Here is a 22,358-nt window from a genome sequence, read left to right on the forward strand (position 1 = left end):
TTCAGGCACCCTCTTTCTTGGCGCGTTTTATCGCCACCTGCACTTTCTGCTTGCTCAGCAGCGCGGCGTTGTCGATACCCAACTCTTCGCCAATAGCGGTCAGTTCTTCGGGCGAATAGACCGTGAGATCGCCCAGATTGGCGATCAAGGCGTTCTGGTCCAAGGCAGCCGTGGGCTCCGGTGCCGATACCGGTGCTGGTACAGATACTGGTGCTGGTGCTGGTGCTGGTGCTGGTGCTGGTGCTGGTGCTTCAACGGTCGCGCTCGACGAGCGCTCAGGAGTTGAGACTTCAGCACTAGCCGCCGCGTTGTTGAGCGCAGCCAATTCACGTTGCAAGGCCTGCTTTTCCCTGGCGGTATCGAGCGCCTTGCGCATTTCTTCCAACTCGTTGGCGGCCGCACGCGCTTTTTTCTGCTGCTGATTTTCGCTGTTCTGCCGCTCCTTCTCGTTGGCATAGAGCGCAAAGCTCCGACGCGGACCACGGTCAGCACTACCGCCTAGAGAATGACGATGCTCGATCCGCTCTTGCAGGCTGCTGAGCTTGGCCTCGGCATCTCGGGCGACTCGATCACGCTGACTCTGCTGATAGGCCGCGAATTCACTGGCACTGCTGAAGCCGGAGATATAGCCCGCTGCTTCCCGTGACTGGGTGCCTGCGAACGAACGGAAAACGCCGATCAGGATGCCGATGATCTGCACGCCGATGAAAATGACCGACAGGATGAAGAAGGTAAGTTTGTAGGCGAAGATCCGATCTCCCGCGACCTCACTGGCCGCACGCTGGTCAGCCGCCTGCCCATCGGCAGTGGCTTCGCTGGGCAGTTGGAAAGGCGAGGCGTCTGGCGTAAGCGCCGAACCGCTACCCGAAGCATAGGGCGAACCGTTTACCTGCTGGGTTTCCAGTTCGTTGATGGTGGAGGCTCGGATGAAGTAGGCACCAATGGCCAGCGTCAGGATAAGCGCCGTAGCGATGATGGTGGTCCACCAGGTTGGGGAGACCGTGGCGTTGTGCTTTACCCGATTGATGATATGCAGGTACTTGGGCTCTTTATCATCGAGACCGGTACGGTCCAGATCGACGTTGGCATCGGCCTGAAGATCCTTGGCATTGTTGTTGCGCCGAGCCTGCCGATGCCATTCGCGAGCCTTGCTGATAAGGCCGTTACGGTGAATCTCGGCGCCCATGAGGTGGGTAGCAGGAACCAGAATCGTACCGATCAGCAGAGAGATGACGATGGCCGAGAATTCCGCCTGATTGGCGGAAATGTTGTTGGCAATGAAAGGCGCCAGTACCAGGGCGAAGATGAACGCCTCGAGGATCACTAGAAAGATGCTGCCAATCCACAGTGGCAATCCCGTGGGTTTGCGGCCGCGCTCTTCCACCTTGTTCAGATAGTTTGCGCATTTGTCGTAGAAGGCTGCGTCCTTGTTCACGCGCTCGTAATAACGATGGTATTTCGCGCACAGTTCGCGCTCAGCCTTGTACCAGGCCGTCCCTCCTTCCTCGCGATCCTGCATGAGATCGCGCTTGGACGCCTTGGCGATAAAGCCCACCACCGGAAAGCTGACGCCCAGATTGAGGAAGAAGTACTTGACCTCCTCCCACCAGCGGATGATTACCACGACCAGCACCAACAGACTGATCAGCGGCCATATCACGTAGCGATAAGCCGCCAGCGCTGTCGTCAACGTCTCGAAAAGTTCCATGTTTCGTCCCCGGAATCAGCCGCGCACAGGCGCGTAAGTCGCTATGTAAGGCTTGGTGCCATTGTCGTAAAACAAGTCGCCGTCGATACTTTTGTCGCCGGTCTTTTTAATCACTACATCAATACAACTTACCGGTGCCTGCTCGGGTTGTTCCAAGAAGACCCGATAGAGAATGGCGTCTTCACCTTCATAGGTATTGGCGACGGCCGTATAGGCATCGCTGGGTCCGCCTTTGTTTTTTTCATAGTTCTGGGTGACGAAGACTTTCGGATCCTTCACCAGCGCAGCGTTATCACGCAGCACGGCAACCGGCGACAGGGTCACCAGATGCCCATTGACCAAGCCGGCCCAGGCGCGTCCGTTCATGCCTGGCAGGTATTCGCGCGTGGCATGGTCAGATAGCGCAGCGCCGGTGGCGAAGCTTTTGACCTCGCCACTGACGCGCGGGGCGTCCTGCTGACAGCTGCTCATGGGCACCTGGGCGTAGGCAGTGGAGATCAGCGTGAATCCACCGCTTTTCGGACGCAAGGCCTGACCCAGCTTCCAGGCACCGCTGGCAACCGGCTGACCGCCGAAATCGATTTTCGCCACGCTCGGCTTCGTCTGCCGAGGCGCCTCGGCATCAGCCGTCTTGACGGTTTTCGACGAAGCCGTGGCAACAGCCGGTTTTTTACTCTCGGGCTTGGCCACGGACTCCGTGGCGGTGCCATGGGCCAGATACTTGGCGTTGTTCTTTTCCGCGTTGATACGCTTGACCAGCATCGCCTTGTCGTTCAACTCGACGATCTCGACGCGACGGTTCTTGCCACGCTCGAGCGGATCGCTGTTGTCGGCGATGGGGCGTGAGGCGCCGGCACCCTGGAAGTACATGCGATCTCGCGAAATGCCCTGCTCGACCAGAATGCTTGCTACCGCCCGTGCGCGCTGTTCCGACAGCGCCTGGTTGATGGCCGGTGTGCCGGTAGCGTCGGTATGGCCAACGATAAGAATGGGTGTGGCTTCCTTGCCAACATAGGCACTGGCAAGCTTGGCGAGCTTGCGGCGACCTTCGTCGTTGAGCTGGGCACTCCCTGTCGGGAACATGCCTTCATCGGCGATCTGAGCCACCAGCCCCGCTTCTTGGGGCGCAGCCGAAGGCGTAGCGGCGGCAGTCTGCAACGTTTCCACCTGAAGCGGGATCTTCTCCTGCTCAGCGATCTGCTTGAGTCGCTCGAGACGATTCTTGTAGGCCAGGGCGGCGCCACAGCCAACCGAGGCGCCGACCACGGCCCCGGCGATCAGCGTCGCACCATCGCCCTTGGCCAGCGCAGCCGCGGCTACGCCTGTAGCGGCGCCGAGGAAACCGCCAGCCAGACAGTTGACGGTACGACTTTGGCCGCTGGAAAAATTATCGACGGTGGCGCAGCCGGTAACGCCCAGGGAAATGGCTACGGCCAGCGCAGCAAGGCGAACTGGCCGGGAAGGAAGCAAAGAAGCCTGACTCACGTAAGTGACTCCTGGTTACTGGAGATAACGGATAACCAGGATGAAACGACCTATGATGTTTCATCCATGAAAACGGCGGGTGCTCTATCTAGCAGGATAGAAGCCTGGATTATATCCCGATATCGGGGATGGCAAGTGAAGCACAAGTAGGTTCAATTGCAATGACAGCCAAACTAGCGTCAGCCTAATAATCTCAAGGCAATATCATAACTAACGTTATTGCCTTCATAACTACTCACTCCAGGCCTCCCGCAGCCTGGCCAGCGCCTCCTTGATCCGCGCCTCCGGCACCGCCGCGAAGCCCAGCACCAATCCGGCGCGGGCGTCGGGCGGGGTCGGGCCCTCGGGCAGCCAGTAGCGCGACAGCGCGTTGAGTTCCACATCGACCGCGGCCGCCCGCGCTACCAGTTCGGCTTCGCGGGCCAGCTGGGTGACCGGCAGGCACAGATGCAGGCCGGCCACTGGCACACCCGGCGGGGCGCAGCCGGCGACCTCTGGCCAGCCGGCCAGCAGGGCATCACGGCGACTGCGCGCGGCCCGACGCATGCGCCGGATATGGCGCTGGAAATGACCCTGCTCGATGAAATCGGCCATGACCGTCTGGGTGGCGCTGTCGAGATGGCGGATGCCGGCCCGTTGCAGCTCCAGCAGCGCCGGCACCAGCGCAGGCGGAGCTACCAGATAGCCCAGGCGCAGGCCGGGAAAGGCGATCTTGGAAAAGGTGCCGACATAGAGCACCCGACCGTGGCGATCCAGCGCGGCCAGGGGCGCCAGCGGCGCACCCTGGTAGCGGTATTCGCCGTCGTAGTCGTCCTCGACGATCCAGGCGTCCGTCTGCCGTGCCCAGTCCAAGAGCGCCAGGCGGCGCGGCAGGGACAGCACGGCGCCGGTGGGATACTGGTGCGAAGGGGTGACATAGACCAGTCGGCAGTCCCGCTGGCCTGCCAGTTGCTCCACCACCAGCCCTGCCGCATCCACCGGGATTCCCTGCAGCCGCGCCCCGCCACTCTGCAAGGCCAGGCCCGCGGCGCGATAGCCGGGATCCTCCATGGCCGCCAGGGCGCCGGGCGCCAGCAGCAGCCGGGCGCAGAGTTCGATGGCCTGCTGGGCGCCGCTGGTGATGAGGATCTGCTCGGGTGCGCAGACCAGGCCCCGCGCCTGGCGCAGGTAGGCGCAAAGCAGGCGGCGCAGTCGCGGTTCGCCGCCGGGTTCGCGATAGCCCAGCAGCGCCGGTTCCGGCTGACGCCAGAAACGCTGCTGCAGCCGCGCCCAGGTGGCGAAGGGAAACAGATCCACCGCCGGCAGGCCGACCCGAAAGGCGCACGGCGCGCCGGGCGGCACGCTGACCAGGGGCACGGGGGCCGCCCTGGTCGTGGCTTCGGGAGCGGCCAGCGCTCGGGTCAAGGGTGCGACATAGGTACCGTCGCCCGGGCGGCTGTCGAGAAAACCTTCGGCCAGCAGCTGCTCGTAGGCGGCGGTCACGGTATTGCGCGAGATCCCCAGCAGCCGCGCCAGTTCGCGACTGGCCGGCAGCCGTACCCCGGCGGCCAGCTCACCGGCCAGGATGCGCTCGCGCAGGCCCTGGTAGAGCTGGCGCGCCAGCCCCTGACCCGGCTCCAGCAACAGCCCCGACGGCTCGAATCCCAGCATGGATTGGCACCCTGAAAGTCATGGAAATTGGCTCTTACAGGGAGCCAAAGGCGACCTTAGCATGGCCGGACATCGCTGGAGTTCCTATCCATGTATCCCAATCCCGCCTTCTGTCTCGACGACCTGCCCAGGCTGCACCAGCACCTGCGCGATCACGCCCTGGCGCTGCTGGTCAGCCAGACCGAGGCCGGTCCGCTGGTGAGTCATCTGCCGCTCTGGCTGGCGCCCGACGAGGGTCCCTATGGCACCCTCTATGGCCATCTGGCACGCAGCAATCCCCAGGCCCAGGCACTGGTCGGGGCCCCTGTCGCGCTGGCGGTGTTCCAGGGTCCCCAGGCCTATGTCAGCCCGGCCTTCTATCCCGGCAAGGCCGAACATGGGCGGGTGGTGCCGACCTGGAACTACCAGGCGGTGCATGCCCGTGGCAGCGTCGAGGTGTTCGATGACCCCGAGCGCCTGCTGCAGCTGCTGGAGCGCCTCACCGACCAGCACGAAGCCGGGCGTGCCCGGCCCTGGCAGATCGCGGATGCGCCCGCGGATTATGTCCAGGGCATGCTGCGCGCCATCCGCGGCCTGCGCCTGCCCCTCGACAGCCTCCAGGGCCTCGCCAAGCTCAGCCAGAATCGCAACGCCGCCGATCGCGAAGGCGTCCGCCAGGGTCTGGCCGCCAGCCCGGTACCCGGCGACCAGGCCCTGGCCGCCCTGATCCCCTCTCCCGCCTGACCCTGGAGCCACCCATGACCATCCGCCCCCTGAGCGAAGCCGATCACGCCGTCTGGCACGACCTCTGGCAGGCCTACCTGGCCTTCTACGAGACCGTCCTGCCGGAGGCCACCTATGCCCGCACCTGGCAGCGCCTGCTCGATCCCGCCCAGCCCCTGCATGGCGCCCTGGCCTGGGACGGCGAGCGGCCCCTGGGCCTGGTGCACTTCATCTATCACCCGTCCTGCTGGACCGAAACCGACTACTGCTACCTGCAGGATCTCTATGTCGCCCAGGACCACCGCGGCGGCGGCCTGGGCCGCGCCCTGATCGAGCACGTCTATGCCCGTGCCAAAGCGGACGGCTGCGACCGGGTGCACTGGCTGACCCAGGAGACCAACTATGCGGGACGCCAGCTCTACGATCGCATCGCCACCCGCTCCGGCTTCATCCAGTACCGCCACCTGCTGGGAGACAGATCATGACCCCGCTCGACTGGACCCCGGCCCATGTGCCCAAGCCCCGCTTGCTGCAGGGTCGCCATGTACGCCTGGAACCCCTGGACCCGCCGCGTCACGGCGACGATCTCTGGGAGGCCCTGCACGACCGGGATCCGGCCCTGTGGGACTATCTGCCCTATGGCCCCTTCACCGAGCGGGCCGCCTTCGACAGCTGGCTGGTCGGCCTGGCCCAGGGGCGCGATCCGCTTTTCTATGCGGTAGTGGACCCCCGCGACGGTCGCGCCCTGGGGCAACTCAGCCTGATGAGCATCGTCCCCGAACACGGCAGCATCGAGATCGGCCATGTCGCCTTCGGCGGGCGCCTGCAGCGCACGCCCCTGGCCACCGAAGCCTTCCATCTGCTGATGCAGGAGGCCTTCGCCCTCGGCTATCGGCGCCTGGAGTGGAAGTGCGACAACGCCAATGCCCGCTCGAAACGCGCCGCCGAACGGCTGGGCATGCGCCCTGAGGGGCTGTTCCGCCAGCATCGGGTGGTCAAGGGTCGCAACCGCGACACCGCCTGGTTCAGCCTGCTGGATCACGAGTGGCCCGCCGTGGACGCCGGCTTCCGGCGCTGGCTGGCGGCGGAGAATTTCGATGCCGAAGGACGCCAGCTCAGCACCCTGGCTGTCGCGCCCGGCAAATGAGAAGCAATACCAACGGAGCAGGCAAAGCGTTATCCTAGAGGGGTTGCTACCACCAATCTCCCTTTGCCGTGACCGCCATCCACGTCCTACTCGTCGACGACCACCGCAAGCTGCGTGAGCCCCTGGCGATCTACCTGCGTCGCCAGGGGCTCGAAGCCACCACCGCAGCCGATGCCACGCGGATGAAGGCGCTGCTCGCGCAGCAGCGCTTCGATGTCATCGTCCTCGACGTGATGCTGCCGGATGGCGACGGCTTCAGTCTCTGCCGTGAACTGCGCCAGCGCGACACGACGCCGATCATCCTGCTCACCGCCCGGGGCGAGGTGGATGACCGGGTGCTTGGCCTGGAACAGGGCGCCGACGACTACCTGACCAAGCCCTTCGAACCGCGCGAACTGGTGGCCCGGATTCGCACCCTGCATCGGCGCTACCAGGCGACCGCTCCGACGTCTCCGAGCGAGCCTGTACCGGCGGCGATCTATCGTTTCGCGGGCTGGCACTACGCCGCCGTCAGTCAGCGCCTGCACTACCCAGACGGCAGCACCCGCCGCCTGGGTCAGGCGGAGGCGCGCCTGCTGCTGGCCTTCCTGTGTCAGCCCCAGACCGTGCTGCATCGTGATCTATTGCTGCACCAGGTACAGCCGCCCGATCGCGCGCTGGAAGACCGCAGCCTGGATCGCCAGGTCAGTCGCCTGCGTCTGCGGTTGGCCGATCCGGCAGGCGAATCGCCGCTGCGGACCGTCTGGGGCCGCGGCTATCTGCTGGACTGCCCGGTGGAGGCCCTGGACGGCCCATGATCGCGCCCTGGCGTAGCTGGCTGCAGGGCATCACCCCCCGCCTCTGCCTGCTGTTCTGCGCGGCCTTGATGCTGGCGCACGCGGCCGCGGCGCTGGTCCTGCACCAGACCGGCGCGCTGGTCCATCCGTTGTCCTATGGCCAGGCCTTGGAGCGGCTGGCGGTGGCCCGTACCGCGGTCGAGCGCCTGCCAACGGCGCAGGCGCAAGCCCTGCTGCGGGTGCTGGCCGAGTCACCGGCCCAGGTCTGGGTAGCCGCGACGCCGGAGGTGGCGCCCTTCCCCATGCTCGCGGAGGAGCGCCGCCTGACCCGGGATCTGGCGCGGCGTCTGGGACAGGCCGAAGAGGGTCTGGTGATGCAGCTGGAAGGCCTCGCGGGCGACGCCGCCCGCGCCTCGCCGCTGACCTCAGCCGGCTGGGCACCCCTGCGCTTGCGCAGCAGCGTGCGCCTGCCGGACGGTCGCTGGCTCAATGCCGTGCAGTATCCGGCACGCAGCGACGGCTGGCTGACCGCCCTGGGCTGGTCGCTGCTGCTGGGCGCCCTGCCGGTGCTGCTGCTGGCCTGGCTGCTGATCGGCCAACTGGTACGGCCGCTGCAACGACTCACCCGCGCCGCGGAGGGACTCAGCCGGGGCGAGCGCAGTCGCCTGGAGGTCCGTCAGGGCCCACGCGAGGCCAGGGAGCTGGCCGCGGCCTTCGAGCTGATGCAGGAACGGCTGCTGCGCCACCTGGATGATCGGGTGCGCATGCTGGCCGCCATCAGCCACGACTTCAACACTCCACTGGCCGCGCTGCGAGTGCAATTGGCCCTGCTGGAGCCTTCGGTCGAGCGCGACGACATGGAAGAAAGCCTGGCCGAACTGGACGCCATGGTGCAGGAAACCCTCGACTTCATCCGTGGCGAGCGCCGGACCGAAAGCCACCAGGATGTCGACCTCGTCGCCCTGCTGCAGGCATTGCAGGATCGCTATCAGGCATTGGGCCAGACGGTATCCTGGTCGGGCACCGGCGCGGCAATGCTCCGCGGTCGCCCACTGGCCCTCAAGCGCGCCCTGGGCAATCTACTCGACAACGCCCTGCAGCACGGTAGCAGCGCCGCACTGGAGCTGTCGTGCCTCGCGCCACAGCTGCTCCGCCTGGACATCCTCGACGACGGACCCGGCCTGCCGGAAAACCAACTGGAACGGGTCTTCGAACCCTTCTACCGGCCTCCGGGCCAGGACAGCGCTCGTGGCCTCGGTCTCGGCCTGGCCATCGCCCGGGCCTGTATCCTCGCCCACGGCGGCGAGCTGCAGCTGCGCAATCGCCCGCAAGGCGGCCTCTGCGCCCGGATCCTGCTGCCGTCGACCCCCTAGCAGCCAGATATCCCGTAGGAGCGGCCCATGGCCGCGATCGTCCAAACAAAAGACCTTGTCGCGCCAGGACAATGGCTCCCAAGGTAGCGCCACCTTGATCGATCAGGATCTGGCTGATGCTGAAATGACCGCCTGCTCGAATAGCGCCCTCTCCCTCCAGGGCGCGCCTCACAGCGAAGTCCCAAGTGGAAAAGGCTACGCCGTTTTCCACGCTACGGTTACAGCACCAGCGCAGTGGAGGTTCCACGTGGAGCATCTGGCTCCCTTAGAAGCTCAGAGTCGCGCTCACCCAGAGATGGCGACCATAGTTCACCGTGCCATAGGTCTCGTCGTCCAGGCGCCGATCGTTCAGGTTGCGGATAGCGGCATTGAAGCTCAGGTTGCGCGTCGCCACGAAGCCGCCGCCCACGTCCCAGGTGGTATAGGCCGGCGCCGCTTCGCCGGTCAGGGTGGCGTCGTATTCCTCACCGTAGTAATCCAGCGCCGTCCACAGATTGAGCCGGTCCGACAGGGTCCAGTCCAGGCGGGCGTTGGCCTTGCGCTCCGGGGTCAGGGCCAGGGGCGCACCCTGGTTGGGACCGCTGCGCTGCTCCGAGTCGAGATAGGTGAAGTTGCCGCCCAGGCGCAGGGCCTCGGTGATGTCCCAGCCACCGCTGAGCTCCACGCCGCGGATCACCGCCTCGTCGACGTTGATGCGGTCCATGCGGATATAGCCATTCCAGCGCTCGGTGGTGGTGACCGTGGACAGCTTGTCCTGAAAGTCGTTGTAGAACAGCGTTGCCGCCGCTTCCAGATTGCGCCGGTTGGACCAAAGCGCCGCCACCTCGTAGTTGGTACTGGTCTCCGGCTTGAGATCCGGATTGCCGAGCATGACGAAGCGGTTGCGCCGCAGATAGGCGTAACCCGGCGCCACGGCGCGGATTTCCGGTGCCTTGAAGCCGCGCGAGACGCCGCCCTTGAAGGTCCATTCAGGGGTGGCATGCCAGACCCCGTAGAGCCGCGGACTCCAGTGATTGCCGTACAGCTCGTGGTGATCCAGGCGCAGCCCGCCGGTGAGCGCGAAGCTGTCGGTGATGGCCCACTCGTCCTCGGCGAACAGCGCCTGCTGGGTCACCGCAAAGGAATACTGGCGGCGATCGTTCAGCCCCTGGTTCCAGTCCTGCACCTCGCCACGGTTGTATTGCAGACCGGTGGTGAGCAGGTGGTCATCCAGGGGCGTCACCAGCTTGGCATCGAACACGGTGTTCTCGACCTGGGGCTTGCGCCCATAGACATCGGTCTGCTCCGGCGTGGCAAGGCCTTCGCGAGAGGTCTCTTCGTGCAGCAGCGACACGTCCGAGCGCAGCCCGCCGGTCCAGTGGCCGGTGTGACTCAGCGACCAGTGATCGCGGTCGTTGTCCTGCTGGCGGGTCGCCCAGTTGTCGCTCAGGCCGTCGCCGTTGCGCAGGCGCGTCTGCCCGGCTTCCAGCAGGAATTCTTGGTTCTCGGTCGGGGTGAAGACCAGACGCCCGGTCAGGTCGCGATGGCGCGCCTTGCTGAAGCCCTGGGTCCGCTCGATGTCGTCGTCGGCCTGGCGATCCAGGTAGCGGCCCCAGAGCTGCAGACCGAGCAGGTCGGTGTGCAGCGGTCCGCTCAGAAAGAATTGGCCCTGGCGCGAATTGCCCTGGTCGCGGTGCTGCTGGGCGATGTAGTCGGTGGTCAGGGAGCCGTGCCAGGTGGCGGCGTTCTTCTTGGTGATGATGTTGATCACCCCGCCGATGGCGTCGGAGCCATACAGCGAGGACATGGGCCCGCGTACCACCTCGATCCGCTCGATGGCCGCCGCCGGCGGAATGAAGCTCTGCTCGTAGCCGCGATTGCCGTTGACCCGCGACTCCCGCGCGCTCTGCCGCTTACCGTCCACCAGGATCAGGGTGTAGTCCCCCGGCATGCCCCGGATGGAGATATCGGTTTCATTGGCCGCACCGTTGACCACCACGCCCTCGACGTCGCGCAGGGCGTCGCCCAGATCGCGGATCGGGCGCTTGCGCAGGGTCTCGGCGTCGATCACGGTGACTGAAGCGGGTGCGTCCTCCAGACGCTGTTCGAAGCCGGCGGCGGTGACCACCGTGGTGTCGAGATCGGTGATCTCTTCGGCTTGGACCGCCAGGCTGGCGGCGGCCAGGCCGAGCGCCAGCGGCGTAGCGATGAAACGTTGCAACCTGGCCATGAGCCATGCCCTCCGATGAAAGGGCATGGATGGTAATGATTGACGTTACGGAAATTGGGACAGGTTGAGACAGCGGCATTCACTCGCCGCGGATATAGCCTTCCAGATGGCGGATCAGCTCCGCCTGCTGGACGGTGGTCGCCTTGACCAGATCGCCGATGGACAGCAGCCCGATCAGCTTGCCGTTGCCCATCACCGGCAGGTGGCGCAGGTGGTGGTCGGTCATCATCTGCATGCAGTCGCCCACGGTCTGCTGCGGCAGCACGATGATGACCGCCTCGGTCATGATCTCGCTGACCGGGGTCGCATAGGAGGAGCGCCCCTGCAGGGCCACCTTGCGCGCATAGTCGCGCTCGCTGACGATGCCCACCAGTTCGCCGTCGCGCATCACCGGCAGCGCCCCGACGTTCTTTTCCGCCATCAGGCGCAGGGCGTCGAGCACCCAGGCGTCGGGGGCGATGGTGTAGACGTCCTGCTGGGTCTTCAGGGCAAGCAACTGGGCGACGGTTTTCATTGTGGTTCTCCTGAGGTGAGGCGAGCGTGACCGGAGGTGTCTGGCAGGGCCGGTCAGTCGATTACATCAGGCCACCTGAACGCCCTTGTCGCCCGAACGACGTCGATCCCGCCACAGGCGCCATGCCAGGGCCAGCAGGAAACCGGCCGTCAGCAGCATCACCAGGGTGGGCGCCGGGGCGCTGTCCCAGACCAGGCTCAGCAGCACCCCGCCCAGGGCCGCCATCACGGCCAGGGTGGTGGCCAGCAGCAGCATCCAGCCAAAGGAACGGGTCAGCAGAAAGGCCGTGGCACCGGGGGCGATCAGCAGCGCCACAACCGGCACCATGCCCACCGCCTGCAGGGCGCCGACCACGGTCAGGGCGATCAGGCCGAGCAGGCCGTAGTGCAGCAGCCCTACCCGTAGGCCCAGGGCCCGGGCCTGGGCCGCGTCGAAGGCCAGCACCAGCAGGTCGCGCCAGCGGCAGGCCAGCGCCAGCACCACCAGGCCGGCGATCACTGCCATCTGCCAGAAGGCCGCCGGGGACACCCCCAGCAGGTCGCCGAGCAGGATGTGGTCCAGGTGCAGCTCGGTGGGCAGCCTCGCGTGCAGCACCAGGCCCAGGCCGAACATGCCGGAAAAGACCACGCCCATCAGGGTGTCCTGCTTTACCCGGCTGTGGCGCTTGAGATAGCCGGTGGCCAGGGCGCAACCCAGCCCCGCGACGAAGGCGCCCGCCACCAGCGGTGCGCCCAGCGCCGAGGCCAGCACCAGGCCGGGAAACACCGCGTGGGCGATGGCATCGCCCAGCAGCGCCCAGCCCTTGAGCACCAGGAAGCAGGACAGCAGCGCCGTGGGCACCGCCACCAGCACGGCCATCAGCAATGCCTGGCGCAGGAAGTCGACTTCGAGGGTCAGCAGCAGCCAGTCCATCAGCCCGCCTCCGCCGTCTGCCGCGCCCGGCGCCGGTTGGCCAGCAGGCCGTGACGCGGCGCCAGGACGAAGGCCAGCAGAAAGATCAGGGTCTGCAAGACCACTACGCAGCCCCCGGTGGCGCCGTCGAGGAAATAGCTGAGGTAGGTGCCGAGGAGCCCGCTGCCAACGCCGATGGCGACGCTGATCAGCACCACCCGCGAGAAGCGATCGCTGAGCAGATAGGCCGTCGCCCCCGGCGTCACCACCAGGGCGATGACCAGGAAGGCGCCCACCGTCTGCATCGCCGCCACGGTGCTCAGCGCCAGCAGGGTAAAGAACAGCAGCCGGTACAGGGTGGGATTGAGACCGCAGGCGCGCGCCTGGCCCTCGTCGAAAAACACCAGCAGCAGGTCGCGCCACTTGAGCAGCAGCACCAGCAGCGAGACGGCGGCGATAGTCAGCAACTGGCGACTGGCCTCGGGGGTAATGGCCAGGATGTTGCCGAAGACGATGGTCTGGATGTCCACCGCGACCGGCGCCAGCGAGACCAGGAACAGCCCGCCGCCAAAGAAGGCGCTGAAGATCAGCCCGATGATGACGTCTTCCTTGAGCCGGGTGTACTGCCGCAGCCCGAGCATGGCGCCGGCCGCCGCGCCGCCGGCGAGAAAGGCGCCCAGGGCCAGCGGCAGGCCGAGCAGATAGGCGCCGGCCACGCCGGGCACCACCGCGTGGGACAGGGCATCGCCGATCAGCGACCAGCCCTTGAGCATCAGGTAGGCGGAAAGAAAGGCGCACAGCCCGCCCACCAGCGCCGCCGCGCCCAGGGCATTTCTCATGTAGCCGTAGGCCAGGGGTTCCAGCAGCCCTTCCATCAGGCACGCTCCCGCCGCCGCGGCTCCGCTTGCAGCCCGTCAAACAGCCGCAGGGCGCCGCCAAAGGTGCGTTCCAGGTTCTCCCGGGTAAAGACCTCGGCCGTCGGCCCCTGGGCCAGCACGGTGCGATCGAGCAACACGGTGCGGTCGCAGAAGCGTTCGATGCTGGCCAGGTCGTGGGTCGACACCAGCATAGAGCGACCTTCGGCGCGCAGCGCCTGGAGCAATTCGATGATGGCCCGTTCGGAGGTGGCGTCCACCCCGGTGAAGGGTTCGTCCAGGAGGATCACCCGGCTGTCCTGGGCCAGGGCGCGGGCGAGGAAGACGCGCTTCTTCTGGCCACCGGAGAGTTCGCCGATCTGCCGCTTGCGCAACGCGGTCAGCCCCACCCGGGCCAGGGCGGCGTCCACCGCCTGGTGATCGGCGGCGCGGGCCAGGCGCAGGAAATTCATCCGCCCATAGCGGCCCATGAGCACCACGTCCTCCACCCGCACCGGAAAGTCCCAGTCCACGTCTTCGCTCTGGGGGACGTAGGCGACGAGGTTGCGCTTGAGCGCCTGGGCCACCGGCAGGTCATCGACCCTTACCTGGCCGGAACGGACCGGCACGAAGCCCATGATCGCCTTGAACAGCGTCGACTTGCCGCTGCCGTTGACGCCCACCAGGGCGGTGATGGAGCCGCCGGGTACCACCAGGCTGGCGTCGCGCAGGGCGGTATGGCCATTGCGATAGGTCACGCTGACCCCCTCGAGCGCGATCATGGCGCCAGCCCCTTCACCAGGGTTTCGGTGGTGACCCGCAGCAGATCGAGATAGGTGGGCACCGGTCCCTCGGCGGCGCTCAGGGAGTCGACATAGAGCACCCCGCCATAGCGAGCGCCGCTCTCCCGTGCCACCTGCTCGGCCGGTGCGGCGGAAACCGTGCTTTCGCTGAACACCGCCGGAATCCGCTCGGCGCGCACCGTCTCGATCACCCGGCGGACCTGCTGCGGCGTGCCCTGGGCGTCGGCGTTGATCGGCCAGAGATAGAGCTCCCTGAGCCCCAGGTCGCGCGCCAGGTAGCTGAAGGCGCCCTCGCTGGACACCAGCCAGCGCCGCTGTTCGGGAATCGCCTGCAGCTGCTGGCGCAGGGGTTCAAGGGTGGCGGTGATGCGCGCCTTGTAGGCTTCGGCGTTGCGACGATAGGTCTCGGCCTGGGCCGGGTCGTGCTGCACCAGGGCATCGCGGATGTTGTCGACGTAGATCAGCGCTGCCTGGGGTGACATCCAGGCATGGGGATTGGGCTTGCCGGCATAGGGACCTTGAGCGATGGCGATGGGCTCGACACCCCGCGAGACCACAGCGCTGGGCACGTCCTTCATGCGGCTGAAGAAGCGCTCGAACCAGAGCTCCAGATTGAGGCCGTTCCACAGCACCAGCTGGGCGTCGCGCGTCTTGAGCAGATCGCCCGGAGTGGGCTGGTAGTTGTGGATCTCGGCGCCGGGCTTGGTGATGGATTCCACCCGCGCGGCGTCGCCCGCCACGTTGCGCGCCATGTCGGCGATCACCGTGAAGGTGGTGACCACCTTGAACGGCTCCGCCGCCTGAGCGACGTTGCCCAGCAGCAATCCCAGCAGACCCGCCAGGGTCCAGCGTCTCGTCTTCTCCAGCATTCGGCCCGCCTCTCGGTGGTTATAGCCTTGGCTAAATTAGATAGCACAACCTATCGGAGGTGCAGGAAGACTTTGTAACCTGGGATGAGAGGGATAAGGGACAGGGACGAACAGGGCAAGGCGCCTCGCTCAGGACAGGGCGGAGGCGCTGATGAGGGCTGCAGAGGCCGGCGGGACCGGCCTGATTGGCAGGGATCAGTGCGCGGCGTGGGCCGTCATGCCGCGCGAGCGCTCGGGCTGGGTCTCCAACGGACGACGTTCGGCGTGTCCGTCAAGCAGCTTGTCCAGCAGACCGCGCAGGGCGCGTTTCTTGAGTTCTTTCAGCATCGCGAATCCTCCTGGGATCGTTATAGCCTTGGCTATATTAAATAGCAGACCCTATCGAGAGGTGTTAGTGCTTTTTCTCAATCGGATAAATAGAGGCGCCCTAAACCTCTCGGGCTAGAACGATCGGACGAGCCGGGAGCGATGCCTAGTCGCCCTCCTCCACCCGCGTCCTCAGGCGGCGACGGGCTTCCTGCGGCGCCAGGCCGGTCCAGCGCCGGAAAGCCCGGCGGAAATTGCGCAGATCGCCAAAGCCGGTCTGGAAGGCCACCTCGGCCAGCGCCAGGTCGGCCCGGCCGAGCAGCGTCAGGGCGCGATCACGACGCGCTTCGTCGACCAGCGCCTGGTAGCGGGTACCCGCCGCCTCGAGCCGGCGCCGCAGGGTCCGTTCGCTGAGATTGAGCGGCGCGGCCAGTTGTGCCAGGGTCGGCGGCGCATCCAGTCGCTTGCGGATCTCGCGCTGCAGGCCCTCGACCAGATCCGTTCGCAGCGGATCGTAGCCAGCCGTCGCGCCCAGCAATTCGATCACCTCGGCGGCCACGGCGTCATCGCGGGTGGCGAGGGGCAGGTCCAGCCAGGCGGGATCGAATTCGATGGCGGTCACCGGCGCGGCGAAACGCACCGGGCACTCGAACAAGGCCGCATAGCGCTCGCCATGCGGTGGAGCGGGATAATCCAGGCTCAGCGCCCGCGGCGGCAACCGTGTCCCGGCCAGATGGCGGGCGACGCCTAGCACGCTGGCCAGCCCCTCCTCCATGTAGAAGGCGGTCACCGCCGGCTCGTGGAAGCGTGGCGTCAGCACCAGCCGCACCGCCGCCGCCCCCTGCTCCAGGCCATAGTCGAGCATGGCACCGGCCTGCCGCTGATAGTGCAACCCCAGCTCCAGGGCCGCGCCCAGGGTGGCGCAGGCCTGCATGCCGAGACCGACCAGGCCGAGCGAGACGCTGGTCTGCCGGGCGCCGACCGCCAGGCCCAGGCCGTCGTCGCCCAAATGCGCCAGGCAGCGCCTGACCAGCAGATAGCCCTGCCGGTGCGACAGGCGAAAGCCCGGCCGCTGCACGTCGGCCGCCGTGAAGCCCAGGCCGCGGCAGAGTCGCTCCACGTCGGCGTTGCGGTCGGCCGCCACCCGCAGCAGCAGCCGCGACACCTGGGGCGGCGCCGAGGCACGGGAAAAGCGCGGATCGACGGGGTCCGGCATGACGACGCTCCTCGGGCGACAACCTGGCTGGACGTTAACCCAGTGGCGACCGGGCGAAAATCCCTCGGCAACGGCTGTCCGTTTCGGCCCCCTTCCCTGGCCGCCGCCACCCTGCCGTGGCCCCTCGACCCGCCGCTAAGGTTGCCTCGACACCCACGCGTGGAGACCTGCATGAACGACGACCTCTCCTACCAGGACTGCGGCGAGCGCATCTGCATCGTCGGCGGCGGCCCCGGCGGCCTGTGCATGGCCCGCGCCCTCAAGCGCCGCGGCCTGGATTACGAACAGTTCGAGCGCCACAGCGACTTCGGCGGCGTCTGGGACCTGGATAACCCCGGCACGCCCATGTACGAATCCGCCCACTTCATCTCGTCGCGAGACCTCTCGGGCTTTCTCGACTATCCGATGCCCCGCGCCTTTCCCGACTATCCCGGCAATCGCCAGATCCTCGACTACCTGCGCGCCTTCGCCCGCACCTTCGGGCTCTACGCCCAGGCCCGCTTCAACACCGCCGTCGAACGGGTCGACAAGGATGCGGATGGCCGCTGGATCGTCACCCTCGACAGCGGTGAACGCCGCCGTTATCGGGCGCTGATCTGCGCCACCGGCTGCAACTGGGACCCCAACCTGCCGGAGATCCCGGGGCACTTCAGCGGCGAGATCCGCCACGCGGTCAGCTACCGGCGTGCGGCGGAATTCCAGGGCAAGCGGGTGCTCATCGTCGGCGCCGGCAATTCCGGGGCCGACATTGCCTGCGACGCCGCCGCCAACGCCGAGCGCGCCTTCATCAGCCTGAGGCGCGGCTATCACTTCATCCCCAAGCACCTCTTCGGCGTGCCGGCGGACGTCTTCGGCGAACGCGGTCCGCGCCTGCCGCTGTGGCTGGAACGGCCGCTGTTCCAGGGTCTGCTGCGCCTGCTGCAAGGCGACCTGACCCGCTTCGGCCTGCCGAAGCCGGACCATCGCCTGTTCGAGAGCCATCCGCTGCTCAACAGCCAGCTGCTGCACCATCTGCAGCACGGCAACATCCAGGCACGGCCGGACGTCTCGCACTTCGAGGGCGACCAGGTGGTGTTTCGCGATGGCAGCCGGGAGACTCTCGACCTGGTCCTCTATGCCACCGGCTATCGCTGGAGTTGCCGCTACGCCGCCGACTACTTCAGCTGGCAGCACGGCCGGCCGCAGCTCTACCTGTCCATCTTCAGTCGTGAACACCGCAACCTGTTCGGCATCGGCTATCTGGAGACCAATTCCAGCGCCTACAAGCTGTTCGATCAGGAAGCCCACCTGATCGCCTGCCACCTGGCCGACCAGCTCCAGCGCCCGCACCAGGCCCGCGAATTCCAGGCGCTGATCCAGCAGGACGACCCGGATCTCTCCGGCGGCATCCGTTTCGTCGACTCGCCTCGCCACGCCGTCTACCTGGAGGTGCACGCCCTGCAGAACCATCTGCGCCAGCTGCGCCGCCGGCTGGGCTGGAGCGACCTGACCCCGGGTTATTTCGATCCCCTGCGCCAGGCGCCCGAGCCGCTTCCGGCCAGCCTGCCCACCCCGTCCTGAGCGAGCCTGCCCATGAGCGACGTCATCCTGATCACCGGTGCCGCCGGCGGCATCGGTCAATGCCTGGCGCGGCAACTCAGCCGTCGTCCGGTCCAGCTGGTCTTGGTGGATCGCGATGCCAGGGGCCTGGCCGCTCTGCGCGCCGAGCTGGGCGAAACCACCCTGACCTACGCCGCCGATCTCTGCGACGAAGACCAGCTCGCCGCCCTGATCGACTTCGTCCAGCAGCGCTGCGGTCGCCTCGATGCCCTGGTCAACAATGCCGCCATCGTCCGCGTCGGCCCCTTCACCGAACGCTCTCCGGCCAGCATTCGCCAGGAGCTCGACATCAACCTGCTGGCGCCCCTGCTGCTCACGCGCCTGGCCATTCCCCTGCTCCGGCGCTCGACTAATGCCCGGCTGGTCACCACCGTCTCTCTGGCGGGCATCTTTCCCACCCCGGAGAGCCCCGTCTATTGCGCCAGCAAGTTCGGCCTTCGCGGCGCCATGCTCGCCCTGGCGCAGGATCTCGCGCCCCAGGGCATCCGCGTCTGCTGCGTCCTGCCGTCGGCCACCGACACCCCGATGCTGCGCCACGAGGCCATCGCCGGCGGCAACGCCCTGCAATTCATGGATCCGCCCCAGTCACCCGATACGGTGGCGCGGCTGCTGGTGCGGGTGCTGGATCGACCGCGCCTGGAAAGCGCGCCGCGCGCCGGCGAACTCTGGCTGAGCCGGCTGGCAATGCTGGTGCCCGACCTGCTGCCACGCCTATTGCCGTTCTTTCAGCGCCGCGGTGAACGCGGCCTGCGTCGCTATCTCAGCGACCTGGAGCAACGCGGCCTGGCCGAACGCCACGAAGGCACCTGGCGCCTGCGCCCGGACGACCGACCCGACTAGCCTTCTTTCGGAAACAAAAAAAGGGGCCCGCAGGCCCCAAGGGAAATCGAAGTGATCTCAGCCTTCGATTTCGATCAACACCTCGCCCGGATTGACCCGGTCGCCCTTGGCCACCCGCACCGCGGTGACGGTGCCGGCGATGGGCGCCTGGATCTCGGTTTCCATCTTCATGGCTTCGGTGACCAGCACGCCCTGCCCGGCCCTGACCTGGTCACCCTCCTTGACCAGCACCTCGACGATGTTGCCCGGCATGGTAGTGCTGACGTCGCCCGGACGCTCCGCCTGGCGCCGCCGCTGACCGCCCTCGGCGACGAAGTCGCCACTGGCCTCGAACACCACCTCTTCCGGCACCCCGTCGATGGACAGATAGAAGTGCCGCTTGCCCTCGCTCTTGAGGCCGATGCCGGTGATGTCCACCTGGTAGGTCTCGCCGTGCACGTCGACGCTGAAGGCGGTCGGCACACCCTGGCCGCCCACCGCGGCCACGCCATCGGCCGAGGGCATGGGCAGCAGGGCTTCCGGCACCAGGGTCCCGGCGGCGCGTTCCTCGAGGAACTTGCGCCCGATGTCGGGGAACATGGCAAAGGTCATCACGTCTTCTTCGCTCTTGGCCAGGTCACCGATCTCGGCGCGCAGCCGGGCCAGCTCGGGACTGAGCAGATCGGCCGGCCGCACCTCGATGACCTCTTCCTGGCCAATGGCCTGCTTGCGCAGCTGCTCGCAGATGGCGCCCGGCGCCTTGCCGTAGCGGCCCTGCAGATAGAGCTTCACCTCGTTGGTGATGGTCTTGTAGCGCTCGCCGGCCAGGACATTGAAGAAGGCCTGGGTGCCGACGATCTGCGAGGTCGGGGTCACCAGGGGCGGATAGCCCAGGTCCTTGCGCACCCGCGGGATCTCTTCCAGCACCTCGTTCATGCGATTGAGCGCGCCCTGCTCGCGCAACTGGTTGGCCAGGTTGGAGATCATGCCGCCCGGCACCTGGTTGACCTGCACCCGGGTGTCGACCCCGGTGAATTCGCTCTCGAACTGGTGGTACTTCTTGCGCACCGCATGGAAATACAGGCCGATCTCCTGCAGCAGCTCCAGATCCAGGCCGGTGTCATAGGGCGTGTCGCGCAGGGCCGCGACCATGGATTCGGTCCCCGGGTGGCTGGTGCCCCAGGCCATGCTGGAGATCGCCGTGTCGATGCGATCGGCGCCATTCTCCACCGCCTTGAGCTGGCACATGGCGGCCACCCCGGCGGTGTCGTGGGAGTGCACCACCACGTCCAGGGTCAGGGCCTCCTTGAGCGCCTTGACCAGCTCGCCGGTGGCATAGGGCGTCAGCAGGCCGGCCATGTCCTTGATGACGATGGAGTCCACGCCCAGGTCGGCCATGCGCCGCGCCTGGTCGACGAAGGCCGCGACGGTGTGCACCGGGCTGGTGGTGTAGCAGAGGGTGCCCTGGGCATGCTTGCCGCTGGCCTTGACCGCGCGGATGGCGGTTTCCAGGTTACGCACATCGTTCATGGCATCGAAGATGCGGAAGACGTCGGTGCCATTGGCGGCGGCGCGCTCGACGAAGGCCTCCACCACGTCATCGCTGTAGTGCCGGTAGCCGAGCAGATTCTGGCCGCGCAGGAGCATCTGCAGCCGGGTATTGGGCAGCGCCTTGCGCAGCTGGCGCAGACGCTCCCAGGGATCTTCCTTGAGGAAGCGCACGCAGGCGTCGAAGGTGGCGCCGCCCCAGACTTCCAGCGACCAGTAGCCGACCTGGTCGAGCTTGGCGCAGATCGGCAGCATGTCTTCGGTGCGCATGCGGGTCGCCAGCAGCGATTGGTGGGCGTCGCGCAGGATGGTGTCGGTGATCTGGATGCTTTTCATTGTTCTGTCGTCCTTACAGACCGGCGTGGGCGGCGATGGCGGCGGCGATGGCGATGGCCAGGTGCGTCGGGTTACGCTTGATCGAGTACTGGGTCAGCTCCGGATGGCTTTCCACGAAGCTGGTGTTGAAGCGCCCGCTGCGGAATTCGGGATCGCGCAGGATGGCCCCGTAATAGGGCGCGGTGGTCTTCACCCCCTGCACGCGCATGTCGTCCAGGGCGCGCAGGCCACGATCCATGGCCTCTTCCCAGGTCAGCGCCCAGACGATCAGCTTGAGGCACATGGAGTCGTAGTACGGCGGGATCACGTAGCCGGTGTAGATGGCGGTGTCGGTGCGCACCCCCGGTCCGCCCGGCGCGTAGTAGCGGGTGATCTTGCCGAAGCTCGGCAGGAAGTTGTTCTTCGGGTCCTCGGCGTTGATACGGAATTGCAGGGCGAAGCCGCGGTGCTGGACGTCTTCCTGGGCAAAGGACAGCGGCAGGCCCGAGGCGATGCGGATCTGCTCGCGAACGATGTCGATGCCGGTGATTTCCTCGGTGATGGTGTGCTCCACCTGCACCCGGGTATTCATCTCCATGAAATACACCTCGCCCTCGGCGAGCAGGAATTCCACGGTGCCGGCGTTCTCGTAACCCACTGCCTTGGCCGCACGCACGGCGAGATCACCGATATAGGCGCGCTGCTCGGGGGTCAGCTGGGGGCTGGGCGCGATCTCGATCAGCTTCTGGTTGCGCCGCTGGATGGAGCAGTCGCGCTCGAACAGGTGCACGGTGTTGCCGTGGCTGTCGGCGAGGATCTGCGCCTCGATGTGCTTGGGATTGACGATGCACTTCTCGAGAAACACCTCGGCCGAACCGAAGGCCTTGGTCGCCTCGGAGATCACCCGCGGATAGGCCTGCTCCAGTTCCTCGCGGGAGTTGCAGCGGCGGATACCGCGACCGCCGCCGCCGGAGGTGGCCTTGAGCATCACCGGATAACCGAGGCGATCGCCTTCGCGCAGGGCCTCGGCGATGTCCGCCACGTTGCCCTCGGTGCCCGGGGTGCAGGGCACGCCGGCGGCGATCATGCTGCGCCGGGCCTCGGTCTTGTCGCCCATGCGGCGGATGACCTCGGCGGACGGCCCGATGAAGCGGATACCGCGCTGGGCGCAGATTTCCGCCAGCTCGGCGTTTTCCGAAAGGAAGCCATAGCCGGGATGCAGGGCGTCGCAACCGGTCTCCACGGCCAGGTTAACCAGCTTGCGCGGGTTGAGATAACCCTCCAGCGGATCGCTGCCGATGCCATGGGCTTCGTCGGCACGTTTCACGTGGAGCGCTTGGCGATCCGCATCGGAGTAGACCGCCACCGAGCGAATGCCCATCTCGGCACAGGCACGCACGATGCGCACGGCGATCTCGCCCCGATTGGCGATAAGTATCTTCTTGATCACACCTGGCTCCTTGTCTGCTGCAGCCTGCAGCCGCTTGTTATTGCCGGTGACCTGAAGCTACGCCAGGGTCTCTCTTATGGAAAATAAATAATTGTTGGATACTCCATAAGTCATCACTTATGGA

General features: G+C 66.5%; 20 protein-coding genes. 7 read left to right on the forward strand and 13 right to left on the reverse strand.

Going from position 1 to position 22,358, the window contains the following annotated elements; genetic code table 11:
* Position 1: 1 nt before the first annotated feature.
* The 3 genes from OXS31_RS00150 to OXS31_RS00160 all read right to left on the reverse strand — a co-directional run bounded on the left by OXS31_RS00150 (position 2) and on the right by OXS31_RS00160 (position 4,843).
* Positions 2-1,708 (reverse strand): hypothetical protein, encoded by a 1,707-nt coding sequence (locus OXS31_RS00150; protein WP_267396532.1) that lies wholly within the window; start codon positions 1,706-1,708, stop codon positions 2-4.
* 15 nt (positions 1,709-1,723) lie between these two features.
* Positions 1,724-3,193: an OmpA family protein gene (locus OXS31_RS00155; protein WP_152643579.1), complete on the reverse strand. Its 1,470-nt coding sequence runs from the start codon at positions 3,191-3,193 to the stop codon at positions 1,724-1,726.
* Positions 3,194-3,424: 231 nt separating this feature from the next.
* Positions 3,425-4,843, reverse strand: a complete 1,419-nt coding sequence (locus OXS31_RS00160) for a PLP-dependent aminotransferase family protein (protein WP_267396536.1) — start codon at positions 4,841-4,843, stop codon at positions 3,425-3,427.
* Positions 4,844-4,933: 90 nt separating this feature from the next.
* Between OXS31_RS00160 and OXS31_RS00165 the strand changes: the two genes are divergently transcribed.
* From OXS31_RS00165 to OXS31_RS00185, 5 genes are all read left to right on the forward strand, one after another.
* Positions 4,934-5,566, forward strand: a complete 633-nt coding sequence (locus tag OXS31_RS00165; protein ID WP_267396538.1) for an FMN-binding negative transcriptional regulator — start codon at positions 4,934-4,936, stop codon at positions 5,564-5,566.
* A gap of 14 nt (positions 5,567-5,580) precedes the next feature.
* Positions 5,581-6,030: a GNAT family N-acetyltransferase gene (locus tag OXS31_RS00170; RefSeq protein WP_267396540.1), complete on the forward strand. Its 450-nt coding sequence runs from the start codon at positions 5,581-5,583 to the stop codon at positions 6,028-6,030.
* Entirely contained in the window at positions 6,024-6,692 is a 669-nt protein-coding gene (locus OXS31_RS00175) for a GNAT family protein (protein ID WP_267397843.1), read from the forward strand. Before OXS31_RS00170 ends, OXS31_RS00175 begins: the two co-directional genes overlap by 7 nt.
* Positions 6,693-6,760: 68 nt before the next feature.
* Entirely contained in the window at positions 6,761-7,489 is a 729-nt protein-coding gene (locus tag OXS31_RS00180) for a response regulator transcription factor (protein ID WP_027598693.1), read from the forward strand.
* Complete coding sequence (locus OXS31_RS00185) at positions 7,486-8,841, forward strand: HAMP domain-containing sensor histidine kinase (protein ID WP_267396543.1); 1,356 nt, start codon at positions 7,486-7,488, stop codon at positions 8,839-8,841. The genes OXS31_RS00180 and OXS31_RS00185 overlap by 4 nt, the downstream gene beginning before the upstream one ends.
* A gap of 265 nt (positions 8,842-9,106) precedes the next feature.
* Here OXS31_RS00185 and OXS31_RS00190 read toward each other — a convergent pair whose 3' ends face one another.
* The 8 genes from OXS31_RS00190 to OXS31_RS00225 all read right to left on the reverse strand — a co-directional run bounded on the left by OXS31_RS00190 (position 9,107) and on the right by OXS31_RS00225 (position 16,503).
* Positions 9,107-11,050, reverse strand: a complete 1,944-nt coding sequence (locus tag OXS31_RS00190; RefSeq protein ID WP_267396545.1) for a TonB-dependent receptor — start codon at positions 11,048-11,050, stop codon at positions 9,107-9,109.
* A gap of 79 nt (positions 11,051-11,129) precedes the next feature.
* Entirely contained in the window at positions 11,130-11,564 is a 435-nt protein-coding gene (locus OXS31_RS00195) for a CBS domain-containing protein (RefSeq protein ID WP_007160094.1), read from the reverse strand.
* A 66-nt stretch (positions 11,565-11,630) separates the two neighbouring features.
* On the reverse strand, positions 11,631-12,476 hold the full coding sequence (locus OXS31_RS00200) for a metal ABC transporter permease (protein WP_144954732.1): 846 nt from the start codon (positions 12,474-12,476) through the stop codon (positions 11,631-11,633).
* Positions 12,476-13,330, reverse strand: a complete 855-nt coding sequence (locus OXS31_RS00205) for a metal ABC transporter permease (protein WP_037006581.1) — start codon at positions 13,328-13,330, stop codon at positions 12,476-12,478. The genes OXS31_RS00200 and OXS31_RS00205 overlap by 1 nt, the downstream gene beginning before the upstream one ends.
* Positions 13,330-14,091: an ATP-binding cassette domain-containing protein gene (locus tag OXS31_RS00210; protein WP_028700293.1), complete on the reverse strand. Its 762-nt coding sequence runs from the start codon at positions 14,089-14,091 to the stop codon at positions 13,330-13,332. Before OXS31_RS00210 ends, OXS31_RS00205 begins: the two co-directional genes overlap by 1 nt.
* Entirely contained in the window at positions 14,088-14,981 is an 894-nt protein-coding gene (locus OXS31_RS00215) for a metal ABC transporter substrate-binding protein (protein WP_027600488.1), read from the reverse strand. Before OXS31_RS00215 ends, OXS31_RS00210 begins: the two co-directional genes overlap by 4 nt.
* A 195-nt stretch (positions 14,982-15,176) precedes the next feature.
* Positions 15,177-15,308 carry a hypothetical protein gene (locus tag OXS31_RS00220; RefSeq protein WP_255211807.1) on the reverse strand — a complete coding sequence of 44 codons (132 nt, stop codon included), beginning with the start codon at positions 15,306-15,308 and terminating at the stop codon, positions 15,177-15,179.
* A 145-nt stretch (positions 15,309-15,453) separates the two neighbouring features.
* Positions 15,454-16,503: an AraC family transcriptional regulator gene (locus OXS31_RS00225; protein WP_267396570.1), complete on the reverse strand. Its 1,050-nt coding sequence runs from the start codon at positions 16,501-16,503 to the stop codon at positions 15,454-15,456.
* A gap of 171 nt (positions 16,504-16,674) precedes the next feature.
* Here OXS31_RS00225 and OXS31_RS00230 point away from each other — a divergent pair, with 171 nt between their 5' ends.
* Both OXS31_RS00230 and OXS31_RS00235 read left to right on the forward strand, forming a co-directional pair.
* Complete coding sequence (locus OXS31_RS00230; protein WP_042134943.1) at positions 16,675-18,063, forward strand: NAD(P)-binding domain-containing protein; 1,389 nt, start codon at positions 16,675-16,677, stop codon at positions 18,061-18,063.
* A 12-nt stretch (positions 18,064-18,075) separates the two neighbouring features.
* Positions 18,076-18,942, forward strand: a complete 867-nt coding sequence (locus OXS31_RS00235; RefSeq protein WP_267396574.1) for an SDR family oxidoreductase — start codon at positions 18,076-18,078, stop codon at positions 18,940-18,942.
* 57 nt (positions 18,943-18,999) lie between these two features.
* On the opposite strand, the gene oadA is transcribed toward OXS31_RS00235, so the two are convergent.
* Entirely contained in the window at positions 19,000-20,805 is a 1,806-nt protein-coding gene (oadA, locus tag OXS31_RS00240; RefSeq protein ID WP_267396576.1) for a sodium-extruding oxaloacetate decarboxylase subunit alpha, read from the reverse strand.
* Positions 20,806-20,818: 13 nt separating this feature from the next.
* The gene (locus OXS31_RS00245) at positions 20,819-22,234 is read right to left on the reverse strand and encodes an acetyl-CoA carboxylase biotin carboxylase subunit (protein ID WP_027598704.1); all 1,416 of its coding nucleotides are present in this window, start codon (positions 22,232-22,234) and stop codon (positions 20,819-20,821) included.
* Positions 22,235-22,358 lie beyond the last annotated feature (124 nt).

It is taken from the genome of Pseudomonas sp. GM_Psu_1 (genome assembly GCF_026544185.1).
GTDB lineage: Bacteria > Pseudomonadota > Gammaproteobacteria > Pseudomonadales > Pseudomonadaceae > Chryseomonas > Chryseomonas oryzihabitans.

Bases quoted from the DNA above. Each gene is read 5' to 3' on its own strand.
- OXS31_RS00160 (WP_267396536.1), bottom strand. From the start codon at position 4,843: ATGCTGGGATTCGAGCCGTCGGGGCTGTTGCTGGAGCCGGGTCAGGGG.
- OXS31_RS00170 (WP_267396540.1), top strand. From the start codon at position 5,581: ATGACCATCCGCCCCCTGAGCGAAGCCGATCACGCCGTCTGGCACGAC.
- OXS31_RS00150 (WP_267396532.1), bottom strand. From the start codon at position 1,708: ATGGAACTTTTCGAGACGTTGACGACAGCGCTGGCGGCTTATCGCTAC.
- OXS31_RS00200 (WP_144954732.1), bottom strand. From the start codon at position 12,476: ATGGACTGGCTGCTGCTGACCCTCGAAGTCGACTTCCTGCGCCAGGCA.
- oadA (WP_267396576.1), bottom strand. From the start codon at position 20,805: ATGAAAAGCATCCAGATCACCGACACCATCCTGCGCGACGCCCACCAA.
- OXS31_RS00185 (WP_267396543.1), top strand. From the start codon at position 7,486: ATGATCGCGCCCTGGCGTAGCTGGCTGCAGGGCATCACCCCCCGCCTC.
- OXS31_RS00195 (WP_007160094.1), bottom strand. From the start codon at position 11,564: ATGAAAACCGTCGCCCAGTTGCTTGCCCTGAAGACCCAGCAGGACGTC.
- OXS31_RS00205 (WP_037006581.1), bottom strand. From the start codon at position 13,330: ATGGAAGGGCTGCTGGAACCCCTGGCCTACGGCTACATGAGAAATGCC.
- OXS31_RS00230 (WP_042134943.1), top strand. From the start codon at position 16,675: ATGAACGACGACCTCTCCTACCAGGACTGCGGCGAGCGCATCTGCATC.
- OXS31_RS00235 (WP_267396574.1), top strand. From the start codon at position 18,076: ATGAGCGACGTCATCCTGATCACCGGTGCCGCCGGCGGCATCGGTCAA.
- OXS31_RS00165 (WP_267396538.1), top strand. From the start codon at position 4,934: ATGTATCCCAATCCCGCCTTCTGTCTCGACGACCTGCCCAGGCTGCAC.
- OXS31_RS00225 (WP_267396570.1), bottom strand. From the start codon at position 16,503: ATGCCGGACCCCGTCGATCCGCGCTTTTCCCGTGCCTCGGCGCCGCCC.
- OXS31_RS00210 (WP_028700293.1), bottom strand. From the start codon at position 14,091: ATGATCGCGCTCGAGGGGGTCAGCGTGACCTATCGCAATGGCCATACC.
- OXS31_RS00220 (WP_255211807.1), bottom strand. From the start codon at position 15,308: ATGCTGAAAGAACTCAAGAAACGCGCCCTGCGCGGTCTGCTGGACAAG.
- OXS31_RS00215 (WP_027600488.1), bottom strand. From the start codon at position 14,981: ATGCTGGAGAAGACGAGACGCTGGACCCTGGCGGGTCTGCTGGGATTG.
- OXS31_RS00190 (WP_267396545.1), bottom strand. From the start codon at position 11,050: ATGGCCAGGTTGCAACGTTTCATCGCTACGCCGCTGGCGCTCGGCCTG.